Source organism: Bacillus sp. FJAT-27916, from assembly GCF_001183965.1.
In the GTDB taxonomy this organism is placed as follows: domain Bacteria; phylum Bacillota; class Bacilli; order Bacillales; family Pradoshiaceae; genus Pradoshia.
The window spans coordinates 1,390,543-1,406,086 of record NZ_LFZV01000001.1; the positions used below are offsets into that span (position 1 = coordinate 1,390,543).

Sequence of the window (15,544 nt, forward strand, 5' to 3'; positions counted from 1 at the left end):
GAAGAAGCTTGAAGGGGAGAGAATCCTTTTTAAGCTTCTTTTTTTGTACAGTGGTCCATATCCTTTATACAATCCGGTTTTAATTAGCTGAGGGGGAATGCTGCTGTCATGTTACCTAGTGAAAGATACTTTGGTCAATTAGAGCTCGTTTATGCCTTTTATGGAGCGATGCCTACTGGTGTGACTGTGTCAGAAACAGGTCGTATATTTGTTTGCTTTCCAAAATGGGGAGATGATGTACCGTTTACGGTAGCTGAAATAACAGGTGGCCAATTGGTGCCATATCCGAATATTGAGACAAACACAGCTAAACAGGGGAACCTCACCGCTTCCTTCATTAGTGTGCAAAGTGTCATTGCTGATGGGATAGGCACTCTTTGGATATTGGACACGGCTGCGCCGAATTTTTCACAGCCCATAATAGGGGGAGCGAAATTAATCGCTGTTGATTTAAAAACCAATACAATCAGAAAAGTATATCCCTTCTCAGAGGATGTGCTCCTGCCAACAACGTATTTGAATGATGTTCGCTTTGATTTTCGTGTGGGTAAAGCAGGGATTGCTTATATAACGGATTCTTCCTCTGAGGGACCAGGGGGCATTATCGTCTTGAATTTAGATGACGGATCAGCGTTTAGGAGATTAAATGGAGCGGCATCCACTTCGCCTGACCCTTATTTTATACCAAAAGTAGAAGGGGAAATCTTGATGAACCGATTGGAAGACGGCTCCACTTCTCCTTTGAGCATTTCAGCTGATGGGATTGCCATTTCCCCTGATGGGAAGAGACTGTTTTTCTGCCCATTGACAAGCCGTCATCTGTACGCGATATCAACGGAAGCCCTTAGAGACCAATCGATAGCGGATGCGGATTTACCCTATCATGTGGAGTACTGGGGAGAAAAGGGCGCATCTGATGGACTGATTACCGATGCGAAAGGGTCTGTATATGTTGGAGACTATGAGAATAATAGTATTCGGAAAATCTGGCCGGACGGCCGCATGGAAACCATTGCCCATGACCCAAGAATTTTATGGGCGGATACCCTGTCCATTGGTCCGGATCACTACCTCTATTTCATTGTGAATCAATTGCATCGGCAGGCAAAATATCATTATGGAAGAGACCTCAGGCAAAAGCCCTATGGTTTACTTCGTTTAAAAATTGACGAAGGGCCTGCACCCGCCTTTTGAGATTGAGTTCTATCTACGGTTACACCTTTAATGATTGTTTAAGAAGAGAGGAGCTGTCCATTTAATAAGAGGTTATGGAGCTAAGAATCACATCTTCGCCCTTATATCAAGAAAAGTGCCCATACAGACTGGCTATCGCCCATACCTCCTCATTTCCGCCCTTAAATACATCCGTTCGCCCTTAAACGATTGGATTTCTTTCTTAAACTACCGGAAGCAAGCTAGATTTAAGGAAGAAAAGTAGTCTCCTCTACGCCGTAAGATTAAATTTTGACAAGCCGAGGCTTTTTTGGAAGAAATTATCGATTTTTTAACCTGGATAACGCCAAAACTAATCCAAGTTTGAGTTTCAGATGCACTGAGGGTTTAACCAATAAAAAAAGACGAACATTAATCGTTCGTCTTCTACGATTGCAAGCTCCAAATCAACCCGCAGTATCCGCATAGAACAACCATCATTCCCATCAAGAAGGTACCAAGGGGAGGGAATTTCCTTATATAAGAGGTAATCATTAATACGGCAAACATGATGGTCATCAGGAAGAGCGCGATGCTTGTCCCGCCCGGTGCCCAATGAACGATGAGATTGGTTTGGAAGGTTCCTTGATAGAATAATAAGAACATATCGGACACCATATTCTCTGTAATGGTCACTTCATGTGGCGGGGCCTGCTGTCCTAATGAGGCGGTTACAGTGAAAATCAGCAGGATGATGACGCTCTCCCACTTCACCCATTGGCGCGGATCCCACTCAGGTGAGGCCTTCACTTTCCTTCTTATTAATAGGCTGTTGATGAAGGCATAGAGGAAAAGCGGGATAATCAATAGATGCTTTAGCAGTAAGGCTTGACCGTACGGCAGCATCCAGCTGTTCACATAGTCCTTGAATTCGATAGCAAAATTCATCAGTACAAGACCAGTTACGGCTGTCCCAAGAAAACAAATAACCGCAACAGGTGTGAACCAGGCTAGGAACTTGGCCCAGTTCGCATGGTTTTTTGAAAACCAGCTGACCATAAGGAGAATGCCAGTCCAAATACTGACGACCGTTACATGAATGGTATGGCTCAGAAAGCCGACAACCTGGTCGTATGAACTGGCATGACTTGACCAGCCCATCGCAATAATCAGCATGAGCGTCATGGTCATACCGACCCAGGCGTAACCCGGTTTCCTGTCATAATCGAACCAGACAAGGAATAGAAACAGGAAGGTCGCAATAAAGTAAGTCAATATCCATGCCTTGCCGGCTTCAAAGGTAAACAGCACGGATTGTAGAACCGACCCTAAGTTAATTCCATCATATAAGTAGGCGATGATTTGCCAAACCGGTACGAATGAAAGAAAGGCAATTCCTCCGGATGCGAGCAAAAGCCAGGCTTTGCGGATATGGATTTCAGGCCGGTAAGCTGATGGAATAAGAAGGAGAATGAAGCTCCCCATTAGTACGGCAAAGCAGAGATAGAGCAGGGCTTGGCTAATGATGACAAGAATCAGCATCTTTATTTCTTCCTTCTAAACATTAGCCAGAGACTGCCGGCCAAGATGATGGCAGCCACTCCAATGATGACTGGCATAACCGCAGACCCTTCATCGTTCTTGGCCTGTTGATCCTCTGTCACTTTAGGTTCTGGTGCTGCTTCCTCTGTTGCCTCTTCCTCTATTCCTTCTGTTTCTGGCTCTTTATCCTCTGTTACGGGAACATTGACCGTGAATTCAATAGAATCCTTGATTGGATGGCCGTCAGCACCAATGATGTCCCAGGCTGCCACATAGGTATCATTAGCTAAAGGCTCTGCCATCTTGACGGTAATCGTATCCTGATTGATGTTGACGCTTTCTATTTGTTTCTCATTTCCGTCTGTCCCGGTTACGGTAACCTTGCTGTTTTCTTCCACCTTCGTGGAGTATATAAGCGTCAATTCTTGAAGGGGCGTTGTTATTTCATCACCGGCAGCAGGAGTAGACTCCTTTAGGGCTGTGTGTGCCCAAGCATGATCAGTGAACAACAGAAAGGTTAAGGCCAAAATGCCTGCAATTTTTTTACTCATACATATCTCCTCTTGGCAAATTATGGTTTTCTATGTAGATTGTGGACGAATCAACCTAATCGTATCAAAAGCCAAATGAGATTGTCTAACTGAAAGACCACTGGTTTCATGTTAAAAGATTGAGGAGGAAACAATTTTGACACAAGTACAGAGGAAGGCTGCCCTGGTCACCGGTGCGAGTGACTCAAGGGATATTGGGACCGCTATTTGCCGTCAGCTGGCCAGCCAAGGCTTTGATGTGTTCTTTACGCATTGGAAGGCGGACCAGAAGTGGATAGGTATATTGCAGCGGGAATTGGAGGGATCAGGTGTGCGGTGTGAAGGAGTAGAGATGGATCTATCTGAGGCGGATGCCGCGGTGCAGCTGCTCAATACCGCTCAATCATCCATTGGTATTCCTGTCGTATTGGTGAATAATGCAGCCCATTCCGTTCGGGATGGATATGAGAATTTGGATGCAACAATCTTGGATGAGCATTATCAGGTCAATATGAGGACTACCTTCCTGCTTTCGGTGGAATTTGCCCGCCGCTTAAAAGAAGCTGGAATGCAAGGCGGAAGAATTATCAATCTCACCTCTGGGCAGGATCTTGGCCCAATGCCAGGCGAGCTTGCTTATGCAGCCACGAAGGGAGCCATTACAGCCTTCATGAAAACATTGTCAGCAGAGCTCGCGCATGAGGACATAACGGTTAATGCGGTGAATCCGGGACCGACTGATTCCACCTGGATGGATGAAGGAATACGTGAGCATTTATTGCCTAAATTTCCGATGGGCCGTATTGGCCAGCCGACTGACGCCGCTAAACTGATTGGCTTTTTAGCCAGTGAAGAAGCCGGATGGATTACGGGCCAGGTGATTCATTCGGAGGGAGGATTCCTGCGTGGGTAATTAAATTCGCCTGCTGTAATGCAAGCTTACATACCCATCCTGTTCGCTGCTGGAATAACTTCTTTTCTCAGCCATGAAACGGAATACGCGTGCTTCATAGAAAGGAATCGCTTTCTGATTGTCTTTGGCTACAGCTACTCGCTGCTCAGTCGCCCCCCATTCCTTCTGCTGGGCAGTGACGGCATTGAGGAGAAGTGTGCCGATTCCTTCGCCGCGGCGGTCTGGATCTAGATAGAGGACATAGAGTTCACCAAGTGTCTCATGAACCATTCCGCCTCCTGCGGCACCGATGACTTTCCCGTTTTCGACGGCGACAAAATATCCGCCCCATTCGCGGGAGTGTTCGGTCACTTCTTTTTCAATGCGCTCCACATTGTAAAATTCCTTAATGACCCGTTCGATATAGTCTTCAGATCGCAGGTCTGGATAGGTTGCGCGATAGCCTGCGGAGCATACATCCTGGATTCCTTTTACATGAGTTAAGTCAGCAAGTGTAATTTCAATCATGACGACCTCCGTTTTGGAAAATTATTCAAAGTATAATCTATTATACTATAATGCGTGAATATTTTTACAATAAGCTTGACAGCGAAAAAGCCTATTCCGCATGATGGAATAGGAATCGATTAAAAGAGTGTGGTAATGAAAAGGGAGTTGAGGTTAATATGCCCATACGGAATTCAGCAAAAGCCATCATTATAAAGGATGGCTCTGTACTGTTGACAAAGAATCAGCATGAAGATGTCCTATTCTATCTGTTTCCCGGCGGCGGTCAGGAGCATGGCGAGACATTGGAGGATGCCTTGAAACGGGAATGCATCGAGGAGATTGGCCAGGAAATAATGATCGGCGAGCTGCTTCATATCCGGGAATACATTGGAAAGAATCATGAGCATGCCTCCTATGACAAGGATATCCATCAGGTTGAATTTTTCTTTGCATGTAAGCTAGCCAGTCCACAGGAGAATCACGGCCAGCCAACCAGACCGGATGATTATCAGGTAGGTGTGGAATGGATTCCGTTAACAGAGCTCAAGACTATCCCTGTTTATCCAAAGAAGCTTGGAGCCATACTCACCAATACAGAGAAAAGCCCATTCTACTTGGGCGATATCAATTAGAGGGGGAAGAATACAGGATGATTAAGGCAATTATTTTTGATTTTGATGGATTAATCTTTGATACAGAAACATGTGAGCTGAAATCCTTCGAGGAGCTCTATGCAAAATACGGGGTGACATTCCCGAAAGAAGAATGGCTGAAGATTATCGGTACCATCTCGACATATGACCCGTATGCTTCATTGATGGCAGCTGTTCCGCACTTAAATATGAACGATCTCATGGCTGAACGTGAAAGCTTTTTTGAAAAAATCGTAGAGGGCGAGAGTGTGAGAGAGGGTGTAAAGGAATACATAGAGAGAGGGAAGGAGCTTGGGCTAAAAGTAGCCATCGCCTCCAGTTCGTCTAGAAGATGGATTGAAAAGTATCTTGGTGTCATCGGACTCGACATTTCTCTTTTTGATGTCATCTGTACATCAGATGACGTCAAAAATGTAAAACCAGATCCAGAGCTGTATGAAAAGGTATTAAGTCATTTTGACATTAAACCGGATGAGGCAATCGTTTTTGAGGATTCCGCAAATGGTTCGCTTGCTGCCATTCGTGCCAATATCCCATGTGTCATCGTACCGAATGAAGTCACAAAGGGATTAATCTTTGATGAACGAGTGGTCTTACGCTTAAATTCAAAGAAGGATATGGAGCTTGATCGTGTAATCGAATTTATCAGCTCTCTCAAATAAGCAATAAGAGAGGTGGGAATTTCCCATCTCTCTTAGCATTTACGCGGAATGATATAGCCGTTTTCAATGCAATTGAAGCCAATTTTCGGATAATAGTCCATTGCAATGGGAGAGGCAAGCAAAATAAGGGCAGCTTCTTCGCCAATCTCCCTTTTCACTTCCTGTATCAGCTCCTTGCCGATGCCTTTATGCTGGTACTCTTGGTCCACTGCCAAGTCAGATAAATAGCAGCAGTAGCTATAATCCGTTAAGGCCCTGGCAACACCGACCAGACGCTCGTTATCCCAGGCTGTAATCAGAATATCAGCATGATGGAGCATCCTCTCAAGCCTTGGCTTATCCTCTACGGGTCTTCGTATGCCTGAAGCCTTGAATACCTCTGCCAGCTGCTCGGCGGTAATTCGTTCATTTTTTCGGTAATGAATCTCTCCCATATGGCACCTCCTGCCTTCAGATAACCTACTATTTCGACAAAAATCAGCAGATATCCTGCTGACGAAGGGGTGAATAATTGAAGATGTTTCAGAAAGAATTCTATCAACAGGAATGGTCTTATGTCATTCGGCAGGCACGGAAAGAGGATGCAAAGGAATTAGCGGAAGTCAGGCTGAGGATTGATGGAGAAACCGTATATATGGACCGGGAACGAGGTGAAGATTATTTAGATTCCGAGGCATTCAGCCGCATCATAGAGCAAGATGACGAAAAGGAGAACCATTTGTTCCTAGTTGCAGAAGCAAAAGGGCAGATTGCCGGGTTCTCCCGCTGTATTGGGAATGATTTAAGGAGAAGCGCCCATAGAGCAGAATTTGGGGTATGCGTTCTTCAAGAATTCTGGGGACATGGCATAGGCAGACACTTACTTGAAGAGTCAATCAAATGGGCAGATGAAATTGGGCTTGAAAAAATCACGTTAACCGTCCTTAAAACAAACACAAAAGCGATCCATCTTTATGAGGAAAACGGGTTCGAAGTGGAAGGAATCTTGAAGAAGGATAAGCGGTTATCTGATGGAACCTACTATGATACTCTCATTATGAGCAGATTCAAGGAGGAATTTCCATTATCTAAAGGGAATGTTTAATAGAGTCGAGCTGTATAGGAGAATATCATGCGAATGTACCATACATTCATGCTTATTTTTATGACAATCTTTCTCTTAATCACCACAACCGGGTTCTGGGCTGGGATTCCACTATTTGTTTTATCCGAGTTCTTATATCAAACGAGGCTGTCTGGAATTGTTCCATTCGCTTTGACCAGCTTGAGTGTGGGCGTTTGCTTTTCTATCGTATGTATCTCGCTGCACCTATCAATAGCGGCAAGGAAGGAGCAAGCAACACTTCATGCCTTTTGGCAAATACAAGGCATCTCGATCTTGCTTGCGGGATTATTGTTTGGCCTTTTTTATTGATGGGCTTCTCTGTTCGGTGATGTAAGTGTTAGTGAGTGAAAGAAGGAAGATTGGGGAGAAATACATGTTAACGGTCAAAAATATCAGTATAGCAGCTTCTATCGTGCTTATCACAGCCATTGGCACTTCAGGCATTTATGAGTGGCTAACAGAGAAAACACTGAACCCTTCTGCCATCTTCTTTCTATCCCTAGGAATTGGCTTCTTATTTCAAGCGATGACGTGGGGAGAGATAGATGGAAAGCAAGAAGGGGAAAAGGATGAAAGGGAGAAATATATCACTCTCTTAAGCTCAAAAATCAGCTACTTCGTCTTATTAATCATGATGATTCTCATTTTATTCATATCTGAAGGTTTCACAGCTATGAATGATTTGGAAAATATTCCTTTAGTCATTGTGATTGGACTAGCGTGGATTACTTTGCCGATTACTGAATTCATTGTTTCAAAGAAATATAGACATCGTTTGAATGAAAAAATCGAATAATAGAGGGCATTAATCGAGAAGGATTGATGTCCTTTTTCTTGTGGTCGACGGTTTGAGAAAAGGAATTCATGGAAGGGATGTAGAATAAGGTAATTTTACCATAGTGAGGAGGAATAAAGGATGGATGTGAGATACCCAATCGGCTCGTTTCAATATGATGGTGAGATGGATATGGAAGTGGTTAATAAGTGGGTCAAGGAGATTGAAGAACTGCCGCGTATGCTGCAGGATGCTGTAAAAGATTTAGATGACGAACAGCTTGATACGCCCTACCGTCTGGATGGATGGACGATTCGCCAGGTCATTCATCATCTCGCTGATAGTCATATGAATGCCTATATTCGCTTGAAGCTTGCATTAACAGAGGAAAGTCCTGTCGTTAAAACGTATGATGAAACGAAATGGGCTGAGTTGAATGATTATCAATTCTCTGTTGAAGGTTCTTTGCTGCTTTTGAAAGGGTTGCATAAACGCTGGGCTGAGCTGCTTCGTACTTTGAGTCAATCAGAAATGGAGAAGACATTCATTCATCCAGATTTAGGGGAAGTCTTGACTTATCAAAATATCGGGATGTATGCGTGGCATGGGAAGCATCATCTTGCCCATATTACGTCCTTGCTTGAGCAGAAGGGTTGGTGAGTGATTGGGATGATTCCAGGGTATGCACAGGTACAGGAAGCAGGTGCGTTTCTTAAAAGAAAGGGCGTCATGAGCAGAAAGGCAGGGTCGTTTTCCGTTTCGCCGCTGGCCATTGGCACGCATTTAGGGGAAATGAACAGGGTGGATTCGCTGCTTTATCAAGAGGCGATTCTTTGTGCTGTTGATAGAGGCATAAATATGGTGGATACGGCCTTGAATTATCGGGGGATGAGGTCGGAGCGGGATATTGGGGAATGTTTGACGGAGGCAGCAGCGGCTGGACACTTGAAGAGAGAAGAGATTGTCATTTCCACGAAAGCAGGCATTCTTCCAGGAGATATTGATGCCGCGCTGGTGCCGAAGAATTATCTTCGTGAAGTCCTGCTGAAGAGAGAAATCATTCAACCGGATGAGATTCAAGTCTTGAATCATTATAAGCATGTATTGAGCCCGTCTTATTTTGAGTTCGCGATTGGGGAGAGCCGGAAACATATGAATATCGAGACAATCGATCTCTATTTTGTGCACAATCCAGAGTATTCCTTGATTCCCCTTGGAGAAAGAGAATTTTACCGGCAGCTTACACGGTTGTTTGTGAAGCTGGAGGATGAGGCGGCACTCGGGCATATCAGGCATTATGGAATCGCCACGTGGGATGGGCTGATCAGTTCGCCTGAGGCAGTGGGCTATTTGTCACTTGAAAGAATCATCACTTGTGCGAGAGAAGCAGGGGGAGAAGAGCATCATTTTGTTTTCATCCAATTACCGCTGAACCCAGATAAACCTGAAGCACGGCAGTTTCAGAATCAGCGGGTAAAAGGAAGGTGGCTGACCGTGATAGAAGCTGCTCATGAATTAGGGATTCATGTTACCGTGAGCTCCCCATTGCAGGCAGGAGCCGTGCCGGAGAAAAAGCAAGCCTTGTCCACTGTCCTTCAAACAGAAGGTATTCTTGCTGCCATGGTCGGCATGAAAAGAAAGGAACATGTAGAAGAAAATATAGAGGCCATTCTAATTTAATAATTTCTCGAAGGCTGACCGTTTCGTTCCATCCTCTACATAAATTACGCCGCAATGCGTATATCCGTTTTTCTTGATGACATGCTGCATAGGAGAATTATCTTCATGCGTGTCAATTTTGATACTTGGAAGACGGTAGTGCAGGCAGAGAAGTTCAATCTGCCTCATGACCTCATGAGAGAGGCCTTTGCCTTTATGATTTCGTGCTACAGCCAAACGGTGGATAACCGCATAATTCCCTGTGGAGAGCCAGTCACCCTCATAGATCCTTTCATACGTTTCTTCTCCGTCAAAGGAGACAGCAGCGGTTGCGATGATGTTCCCTTCTTCAAGGAAGACATACCCATAGCCGCAATCCATATCGTGAAGAATGACTTCCTTAGACGGGTATCCATTCTGCCATTGGTCAATTCCGAGCTCCTTTAAGCTTTCTTGCGCATCCTTAATGATTTCCATGATTCGAGAAAGGTCAGCGTGTTCAGCTTTTCTACATTCCATTTTTCTCCTCTTTTCTATCTTTGACTAACATCTGATCCAACACATAGGCAATGACCATTCCGGCTGTATAACGAATAAGATCAATCATCAAGAATCCTTTTCCGAGCACAAGCGCTCCGATGGTTGTGCTTCTGATAGCATTGATCCAATCTGCCTGATAAAGCTGACTGAATTCTATGGCAAAGCAAAAGCAAAGGCTGAGTATGACGGATAAGCCCGGTGCCCTGTTAGACAAGAGGAAACGGAAACCAAAATAAACCATCATCGCCCATATTGCATCACCGGCATGGTCTGCCAGAAAGCCCGGCAGTATGTCTCCGAGCCTTCTTGATAGGAGACCGAACACGATGGTGCCAAGGAAGCCCGATAGATAGTACAGCCTTTTACTCATCATTATCACTCTTTAATCATTTTTTGAAGCTCATTATACCATATGTGTCCGTTCTTGAGCTTTTCATACCGGTCATCATAGGCAAGAAATTCAAGGGCCTGCTTAATGTCCTCTGGTCTTTTCTCGGAAAAGGCTTTCTCGACGGCTTTTGCGGTTTCCTTGTCATATAGATGCTCACGCCAGGCATGAATCAGAAACCAACCTGGCAGATATACAGCAAGCAGAAAAACAGGAGACTGATTGAATTCGATTCCGAGTAGACAGATAATCACCATAAAAGAAGACATAAAAAATGTATGAGGTCTAATTAATTCTGAAAATGGATCTTTTTGTCTATCTATGACTAGAAGGACTAGAAGTAAGGGCAGAGCAGCCCAGACAATAAATTCTCCGCTTGTATCACGAAAGAAATACGATAAGATGGTGCCGCAAAGTATAACGGAGAGGACAATGACCGCTATTCGCTTCATAGAATCACTCCTTTCTATAAGACTATACAATCATTTTACCATTTAATGTTAGGGTTTGGGTGTGGGAACATACTTATTGTCAAAGGGAGGATGGAGGATGAAAAATCTCATAAAAGAGACAAGTTATTTCACTTTGCATATATTAGCTGATGGAATCTATGCCGCTATGGCAAAGCCGGGACAAGGAGCGTGGAGTAATGCCGGCATCGTTGACTTAGGGGAAGAGGTGCTGGTGTTTGATTCACTCGGAACGCCTTCTGCCGGAATAGAGCTGAGAAGACAGGCTGAAGAGATAACAGGTAAGCCTGTCAAATATCTTGTGAACAGCCATTATCACGGTGACCATGTGTTTGGCAATCAAGCCTTTAAGGATGTACCGATCATTGCGACCTCTGAGACGCTTAGATTAGGTCTTGAAAACCAAATGGGTGAACTTGAAAAGGAAGAGCAGGAGATGAGGGACTACCTGCTGCACCTAAAGAATCAGCAGATGAAAATAGTGGATGAAATCATGAAGGCAAGCTTCGTGAATCAATATGAAGAGATAGCGAAATTATTGGAAGACCTGCCGATTTTGGAAATCATCCTTCCTACTTTCATTTTTGAGGAAAAGCTGATGATTAGAGGTACGAAGCGCCAGGTGGAAATCGTGTGTTACGGGGGAGGCCATACCCCGAGTGATACGTTCATGTACATACCCGATGTGAAAATCGCCTTCATGGGCGATTTGCTGACGGAAAGACTGCATCTCCCTATTGTAGACCCGATTCAGCTTTAATCCATTTTGCAAAGCGTAAAACAACTGGAGATTGAGACCTTTGTGCCTGGACATGGAAACGCAGGCGATCAGTCTTTATGTGAGGATCTGCTTCATTATTTAAGCTTTTTAATGGAAAAGGCGAAGGAAGCACATGAAAAGAATGAAGATATGGAGACGTTCCTTTCTCGATTGGAAATGCCTAAGGAATTTGCTGATTGGAAGGGCATAAATGGAATCAGGGCTAATTTAATGACGGCTTACCGTTGTGGCGAAATATAGGAGTTCGGAAAGAATTTACTCGATATTTTAGAGGTTTTATTTAAGGGGTAACTAAATCTATAAGATAAGTACCACGCAAAAGGGAGAATATATTTCCAGGGAAATGTCAATGGGTGGTGCGGGCCTTCACACAAGGCGTGGGGCGTTATGGAAAAGAATGGTGCAGGTATGAAAATCACTGATTCTGGCAGAGGGAATCGTTGAGAACAGAGGAGAGAAAAGATTTGAGGATAAAGAAAGAGCCGATTCGTTTAATAAGAATCGGCTCCTTCTTTATGAATGGGGTATGTAGGACTCGAACCTACGACCTGATGATTAAGAGTCAACTGCTCTACCAGCTAAGCTAATACCCCGTTAGATTATGTATTTATTATATACATAGCGTAATAAGATTTGCAAAATAATTGCTTGTGTTAATTTTTAGAGCATTTGGAAGGATAAAGGGGTTGAAAATGAAGCGTTTTCACCGTGATAAACACCAAAAGGATATTATGCCTAAAAAATGTTTATAGCGTGATTTTTCGCTTCCATCATGATTATAGGGATTCTCTAAAGCAAAAAGGGAAATCGAGTTGGGGACGCTTTTTCCGATATAAACCAATTCTAACTCAACAATAAAATGAATTATGCGGGCAAATTCGGTGAAAACTAGAATTTGCCCCTTTTTATTATGAACGAATTATTACCTTCATTTATTTCACTAATCGGGTTGATGAGACAAGATAAGAGGCATATAATTTATATATGAACACATACTCATATATTCACATATAAATAGTAGCAGGCTGGAGGTGTAACTTATCTTGATGGAGGAAAATAAACCTTGTGGAGATTTGGATGAAGAAACATTATTTCTTGTGTCACAAACCTTTAAGGCGTTGAGTGATCCGACAAGAATTCGTATCTTGAATTTGCTTTGTACAGAGGAACATTCCGTCACAGAAATTGCCGATCTTCTAAACTTAGGGCAATCAACCGTATCCCATCAATTGCGTTTTTTGAAGCAGCTCCGCTTAGTGAAATTCAGGAGAGAGGGCACGACATTATACTATTCTAAGGATGACGATCATATTATGCATCTTTTAATGCAGGCAATCGAACATGCTGCCCATCATTAAAGAAACATCAAGGAGGAGATTTACATGGGACATGATCATGACCATTCACATGCACATACATCGAATAAAAAGGTGCTGCTAGTATCCTTTATCATTATAACGGCCTTTATGTTTGTGGAAGCGGTTGGAGGTTATTTGACGAATAGCTTGGCCCTTTTATCAGATGCGGGACATATGCTAAGTGATTCCGTATCACTTGGAATTGCCCTCCTTGCTTTTATGTTAGGGGAAAAGACACCAAGTCAAAGCAAGACATATGGGTATAAACGCTTTGAAATATTGGCCGCTGTTTTGAATGGGGTAACCCTCATCTTAATTGCCCTTTATATTTTTTATGAAGCGATTGAGCGGTTCGCCAATCCACCTGAGGTTGCGACTTCAGGCATGCTTGCGATTAGCATCATCGGATTATTGGTTAATATATTTGTTGCCTGGTTCATGATGAGAGGCGGAGGGACAGAAGAAAACTTGAATATGCGCGGAGCCTACCTGCATGTGCTTAGTGATATGCTTGGGTCGATAGGAGCAATTGCGGCGGCCCTTCTCATGATGTTCTTCGGCTGGGGCTGGGCGGATCCGCTTGCAAGTGTCATTGTGGCCGTGCTTGTGCTTCGCAGTGGGTATTATGTCACAAAATCCAGCTTGCACGTCTTAATGGAGGGGACACCAACGAATGTAGATGTTCAGAACGTCATCGAGACGATTGAAGGGAAGAAGGGCATCAAAGGGATTCATGACCTTCACGTCTGGTCCATCACGAGCGGATTTAACGCGATGTCCTGCCACGCAGTCGTAGACAGCAACTTAACCATTGCAGAAAGTGAAAAAATGCTCCAGGATATCGAGCATGACCTCGGTCATATCGGCATTCAGCATGTCACGATCCAGCTCGAAACCCCTGGTCATCTTCATGAGGATTCCCTTCTTTGCAAAGCGAAGGGGGAAGACGGACACGGCCATCATCACCATCATCATCATTGAGAAAAGCACGCCTTTGTGGCGTGTTTTTTTGTGAAAACAAATGGAATATTCTGCATGATGTGTTAAAATTCTTTTCAACTATATAAGGGGGGATAGTTGTGAAGAGTTGTTTTATATGTGAGAAGCATGCAGGTAACATCGAAACGGCTGGAGTGGCCATTTATGAAGACCAGTATCTTTATGTTGGGCATATTGACCGGAACGGCAGACCAAATTATTTAGGGCATATCATGATTGATTTGAAAAGACATGTCCCGACACTAGCAGAGATGACCATCGACGAAGCTAAGGCTTTCGGTGTCATGATGTCAAGGGTCAGTAAAGCACTGAAGGAGTCAGAAGGGGCAGAGCATATTTATTCACTCGTCTCTGGAAATTCCGTTCCGCATCTGCATATGCATCTCGTTGCACGCTATCCGAATACCCCGAAGGAATATTGGGGACCCATGGATGTGTACGATTGGGAAGAGGCTCCGATGGGAAGGAATCAGGCTGTTGTGGAACTATGCCGTCGTATAGCCAGTTATCTTGAGGAACATCCATATGAGCAGGAATGAATTAAGCTGGGTTGGAAGCATCGAAGCTTTTCTGGATAAGCCCACTGTCCATCAGATAGGACCGATTGTGGTTGGACGTTATGGCGGGAATTCCAGTGCAGGCCAGTATAAAAATGAGGATGGATGCCTCATTTGGGTGGATTCTGATGAGAATTGGGAATTCACGATGATAGTAGATGCGCATAACACAGCAGAAAGTGCGGAACAAATGATTGAACTGTTTACCCGTGAAAAAAGTCAAATTCAAAAGCTATTATTATCTGAAACTGTTCTGCAAACCTTTAAAAAGATAGAAGAGAAGATTGTATGTATGTTTCAATCGCCAGATTTCCTATCCATTTGCCGAAAAGTACAAGGGGAAACAGCCTGCTTAATATTGGTGAGAAAGGATAAGTATATATGGTGGTTTTCTGTTGGAGACTGCCTTCTTTATCTGTTCCATCCAGACTTGGCTGCGCTCGGCCAATATCAGGTGAATCAGCGGCAGTTCTATGAATGGATTGGGCAAGTGAATACGTTCGAGCAGGAGGTTCCATGCTACAGTACGGGAATCAGGGAATTGAGGAAAGGAGAGAACCGCCTTTTTCTCACAACAGATGGTCTGGTCGAATGCCCGAACGAACCGTTTGCTGATCCTATGAGAATTACGGAATCATTTGATGATGAAGGGGAACAACATAATGTGCTTTCAATGTTAAAGACTATCCAGGAAAATGGAGTGAGGGACAGTACGACGATCCTAACATGGACAGTCGATGTGATGAAGGAAGTGACAATGCCGAGTGATTTCAGAGGCTCTGAAAAGTAAAAATGTCATCAAGGGGTTGGTTTTTAGCAAATATCTTATAAAAAATCCGGGTTTTGGTTAAAAAATGAACCTTAGCTTGTCTTTTCTGATTGTTCGTACTTGGATGGCGATGATTTCTGAATGAAATCATCGCCCTTTCTTCATTTAAGGGCGAAAGCCGACAGAGATTCTCATTACCTAT

The 15,544-nt window shown here is 43.8% G+C and carries 22 protein-coding genes and 1 tRNA gene; 15 read left to right on the plus strand and 8 right to left on the minus strand.

The window, feature by feature from the left end:
- Nucleotides 1-108 precede the first annotated feature (108 nt).
- Nucleotides 109-1,194 (plus strand): L-dopachrome tautomerase-related protein, encoded by a 1,086-nt coding sequence (locus AC622_RS06590; protein WP_049670341.1) that lies wholly within the window; start codon nt 109-111, stop codon nt 1,192-1,194.
- 405 nt (nt 1,195-1,599) lie between these two features.
- Here AC622_RS06590 and AC622_RS06595 read toward each other — a convergent pair whose 3' ends face one another.
- Nucleotides 1,600-2,694 (minus strand): copper resistance D family protein, encoded by a 1,095-nt coding sequence (locus tag AC622_RS06595; protein ID WP_049670342.1) that lies wholly within the window; start codon nt 2,692-2,694, stop codon nt 1,600-1,602.
- Nucleotides 2,695-2,696: 2 nt separating this feature from the next.
- The gene (locus AC622_RS06600; RefSeq protein ID WP_049670343.1) at nt 2,697-3,245 is read right to left on the minus strand and encodes a copper resistance CopC family protein; all 549 of its coding nucleotides are present in this window, start codon (nt 3,243-3,245) and stop codon (nt 2,697-2,699) included.
- 136 nt (nt 3,246-3,381) lie between these two features.
- On the opposite strand from AC622_RS06600, the gene AC622_RS06605 reads away from it, so the two are divergent.
- Complete coding sequence (locus AC622_RS06605) at nt 3,382-4,137, plus strand: SDR family oxidoreductase (RefSeq protein WP_049670344.1); 756 nt, start codon at nt 3,382-3,384, stop codon at nt 4,135-4,137.
- Here the strand turns inward: AC622_RS06605 and AC622_RS06610 are convergent, their stop codons facing one another.
- A complete protein-coding gene (locus AC622_RS06610; protein WP_049670345.1) occupies nt 4,138-4,644 on the minus strand; it encodes a GNAT family N-acetyltransferase in 507 nt (168 codons plus the stop codon).
- A gap of 158 nt (nt 4,645-4,802) precedes the next feature.
- Between AC622_RS06610 and AC622_RS06615 the strand changes: the two genes are divergently transcribed.
- Both AC622_RS06615 and AC622_RS06620 read left to right on the plus strand, forming a co-directional pair.
- Nucleotides 4,803-5,258 carry an NUDIX domain-containing protein gene (locus AC622_RS06615; RefSeq protein ID WP_049670346.1) on the plus strand — a complete coding sequence of 152 codons (456 nt, stop codon included), beginning with the start codon at nt 4,803-4,805 and terminating at the stop codon, nt 5,256-5,258.
- Between the two features lie 17 nt (nt 5,259-5,275).
- On the plus strand, nt 5,276-5,941 hold the full coding sequence (locus AC622_RS06620) for an HAD family hydrolase (protein ID WP_049670347.1): 666 nt from the start codon (nt 5,276-5,278) through the stop codon (nt 5,939-5,941).
- Nucleotides 5,942-5,973: 32 nt separating this feature from the next.
- On the opposite strand, the gene AC622_RS06625 is transcribed toward AC622_RS06620, so the two are convergent.
- Nucleotides 5,974-6,375 (minus strand): GNAT family N-acetyltransferase, encoded by a 402-nt coding sequence (locus AC622_RS06625; RefSeq protein WP_049670348.1) that lies wholly within the window; start codon nt 6,373-6,375, stop codon nt 5,974-5,976.
- A gap of 83 nt (nt 6,376-6,458) precedes the next feature.
- On the opposite strand from AC622_RS06625, the gene AC622_RS06630 reads away from it, so the two are divergent.
- The 5 genes from AC622_RS06630 to AC622_RS06650 all read left to right on the plus strand — a co-directional run bounded on the left by AC622_RS06630 (nt 6,459) and on the right by AC622_RS06650 (nt 9,501).
- Entirely contained in the window at nt 6,459-7,025 is a 567-nt protein-coding gene (locus AC622_RS06630) for a GNAT family N-acetyltransferase (RefSeq protein WP_439802067.1), read from the plus strand.
- 33 nt (nt 7,026-7,058) lie between these two features.
- The gene (locus AC622_RS06635; RefSeq protein WP_049670350.1) at nt 7,059-7,355 is read left to right on the plus strand and encodes a hypothetical protein; all 297 of its coding nucleotides are present in this window, start codon (nt 7,059-7,061) and stop codon (nt 7,353-7,355) included.
- Nucleotides 7,356-7,419: 64 nt separating this feature from the next.
- Complete coding sequence (locus AC622_RS06640; protein ID WP_049670351.1) at nt 7,420-7,842, plus strand: hypothetical protein; 423 nt, start codon at nt 7,420-7,422, stop codon at nt 7,840-7,842.
- 120 nt (nt 7,843-7,962) lie between these two features.
- A complete protein-coding gene (locus AC622_RS06645) occupies nt 7,963-8,481 on the plus strand; it encodes a YfiT family bacillithiol transferase (RefSeq protein ID WP_049670352.1) in 519 nt (172 codons plus the stop codon).
- Between the two features lie 9 nt (nt 8,482-8,490).
- On the plus strand, nt 8,491-9,501 hold the full coding sequence (locus AC622_RS06650) for an aldo/keto reductase (RefSeq protein ID WP_231589590.1): 1,011 nt from the start codon (nt 8,491-8,493) through the stop codon (nt 9,499-9,501).
- On the opposite strand, the gene AC622_RS06655 is transcribed toward AC622_RS06650, so the two are convergent.
- Genes AC622_RS06655 through AC622_RS06665 form a run of 3 tightly spaced genes read right to left on the minus strand, consistent with a single transcriptional unit; the run spans nt 9,493 to nt 10,860 of the window.
- On the minus strand, nt 9,493-9,999 hold the full coding sequence (locus tag AC622_RS06655) for a GNAT family N-acetyltransferase (protein ID WP_049670354.1): 507 nt from the start codon (nt 9,997-9,999) through the stop codon (nt 9,493-9,495). The two genes, AC622_RS06650 and AC622_RS06655, sit on opposite strands and share 9 nt — an antisense overlap.
- Nucleotides 9,989-10,390 carry a ribosomal maturation YjgA family protein gene (locus tag AC622_RS06660; RefSeq protein ID WP_053103722.1) on the minus strand — a complete coding sequence of 134 codons (402 nt, stop codon included), beginning with the start codon at nt 10,388-10,390 and terminating at the stop codon, nt 9,989-9,991. Before AC622_RS06660 ends, AC622_RS06655 begins: the two co-directional genes overlap by 11 nt.
- 5 nt (nt 10,391-10,395) lie before the next feature.
- Nucleotides 10,396-10,860: a hypothetical protein gene (locus tag AC622_RS06665; RefSeq protein WP_049670356.1), complete on the minus strand. Its 465-nt coding sequence runs from the start codon at nt 10,858-10,860 to the stop codon at nt 10,396-10,398.
- A 97-nt stretch (nt 10,861-10,957) separates the two neighbouring features.
- On the opposite strand from AC622_RS06665, the gene AC622_RS06670 reads away from it, so the two are divergent.
- Together AC622_RS06670 and AC622_RS06675 are read left to right on the plus strand one after the other, a co-directional pair.
- Complete coding sequence (locus AC622_RS06670) at nt 10,958-11,638, plus strand: MBL fold metallo-hydrolase (RefSeq protein WP_049670357.1); 681 nt, start codon at nt 10,958-10,960, stop codon at nt 11,636-11,638.
- A gap of 42 nt (nt 11,639-11,680) precedes the next feature.
- On the plus strand, nt 11,681-11,899 hold the full coding sequence (locus AC622_RS06675; RefSeq protein WP_049670358.1) for a hypothetical protein: 219 nt from the start codon (nt 11,681-11,683) through the stop codon (nt 11,897-11,899).
- Nucleotides 11,900-12,179: 280 nt separating this feature from the next.
- Here AC622_RS06675 and AC622_RS06680 read toward each other — a convergent pair.
- Nucleotides 12,180-12,252: transfer RNA gene (locus AC622_RS06680), tRNA-Lys, on the minus strand.
- A gap of 453 nt (nt 12,253-12,705) precedes the next feature.
- Here AC622_RS06680 and AC622_RS06685 point away from each other — a divergent pair.
- From AC622_RS06685 to AC622_RS06700, 4 genes are all read left to right on the plus strand, one after another.
- Nucleotides 12,706-13,017 (plus strand): ArsR/SmtB family transcription factor, encoded by a 312-nt coding sequence (locus AC622_RS06685; RefSeq protein ID WP_049672825.1) that lies wholly within the window; start codon nt 12,706-12,708, stop codon nt 13,015-13,017.
- Between the two features lie 24 nt (nt 13,018-13,041).
- Nucleotides 13,042-13,998 carry a cation diffusion facilitator family transporter gene (locus AC622_RS06690; protein WP_049670359.1) on the plus strand — a complete coding sequence of 319 codons (957 nt, stop codon included), beginning with the start codon at nt 13,042-13,044 and terminating at the stop codon, nt 13,996-13,998.
- A gap of 98 nt (nt 13,999-14,096) precedes the next feature.
- Nucleotides 14,097-14,555 (plus strand): HIT family protein, encoded by a 459-nt coding sequence (locus AC622_RS06695; protein WP_082197048.1) that lies wholly within the window; start codon nt 14,097-14,099, stop codon nt 14,553-14,555.
- Entirely contained in the window at nt 14,542-15,363 is an 822-nt protein-coding gene (locus AC622_RS06700; RefSeq protein WP_049670361.1) for a protein phosphatase 2C domain-containing protein, read from the plus strand. Before AC622_RS06695 ends, AC622_RS06700 begins: the two co-directional genes overlap by 14 nt.
- Nucleotides 15,364-15,544: the final 181 nt, after the last annotated feature.

Bases quoted from the DNA above. Each gene is read 5' to 3' on its own strand.
- AC622_RS06590 (WP_049670341.1), top strand. From the start codon at position 109: ATGTTACCTAGTGAAAGATACTTTGGTCAATTAGAGCTCGTTTATGCC.
- AC622_RS06595 (WP_049670342.1), bottom strand. From the start codon at position 2,694: ATGCTGATTCTTGTCATCATTAGCCAAGCCCTGCTCTATCTCTGCTTT.
- AC622_RS06600 (WP_049670343.1), bottom strand. From the start codon at position 3,245: ATGAGTAAAAAAATTGCAGGCATTTTGGCCTTAACCTTTCTGTTGTTC.
- AC622_RS06610 (WP_049670345.1), bottom strand. From the start codon at position 4,644: ATGATTGAAATTACACTTGCTGACTTAACTCATGTAAAAGGAATCCAG.
- AC622_RS06615 (WP_049670346.1), top strand. From the start codon at position 4,803: ATGCCCATACGGAATTCAGCAAAAGCCATCATTATAAAGGATGGCTCT.
- AC622_RS06620 (WP_049670347.1), top strand. From the start codon at position 5,276: ATGATTAAGGCAATTATTTTTGATTTTGATGGATTAATCTTTGATACA.
- AC622_RS06625 (WP_049670348.1), bottom strand. From the start codon at position 6,375: ATGGGAGAGATTCATTACCGAAAAAATGAACGAATTACCGCCGAGCAG.
- AC622_RS06630 (WP_439802067.1), top strand. From the start codon at position 6,459: ATGTTTCAGAAAGAATTCTATCAACAGGAATGGTCTTATGTCATTCGG.
- AC622_RS06635 (WP_049670350.1), top strand. From the start codon at position 7,059: ATGTACCATACATTCATGCTTATTTTTATGACAATCTTTCTCTTAATC.
- AC622_RS06640 (WP_049670351.1), top strand. From the start codon at position 7,420: ATGTTAACGGTCAAAAATATCAGTATAGCAGCTTCTATCGTGCTTATC.
- AC622_RS06645 (WP_049670352.1), top strand. From the start codon at position 7,963: ATGGATGTGAGATACCCAATCGGCTCGTTTCAATATGATGGTGAGATG.
- AC622_RS06650 (WP_231589590.1), top strand. From the start codon at position 8,491: ATGATTCCAGGGTATGCACAGGTACAGGAAGCAGGTGCGTTTCTTAAA.
- AC622_RS06655 (WP_049670354.1), bottom strand. From the start codon at position 9,999: ATGGAATGTAGAAAAGCTGAACACGCTGACCTTTCTCGAATCATGGAA.
- AC622_RS06660 (WP_053103722.1), bottom strand. From the start codon at position 10,390: ATGAGTAAAAGGCTGTACTATCTATCGGGCTTCCTTGGCACCATCGTG.
- AC622_RS06665 (WP_049670356.1), bottom strand. From the start codon at position 10,860: ATGAAGCGAATAGCGGTCATTGTCCTCTCCGTTATACTTTGCGGCACC.
- AC622_RS06670 (WP_049670357.1), top strand. From the start codon at position 10,958: ATGAAAAATCTCATAAAAGAGACAAGTTATTTCACTTTGCATATATTA.
- AC622_RS06685 (WP_049672825.1), top strand. From the start codon at position 12,706: ATGGAGGAAAATAAACCTTGTGGAGATTTGGATGAAGAAACATTATTT.
- AC622_RS06690 (WP_049670359.1), top strand. From the start codon at position 13,042: ATGGGACATGATCATGACCATTCACATGCACATACATCGAATAAAAAG.
- AC622_RS06700 (WP_049670361.1), top strand. From the start codon at position 14,542: ATGAGCAGGAATGAATTAAGCTGGGTTGGAAGCATCGAAGCTTTTCTG.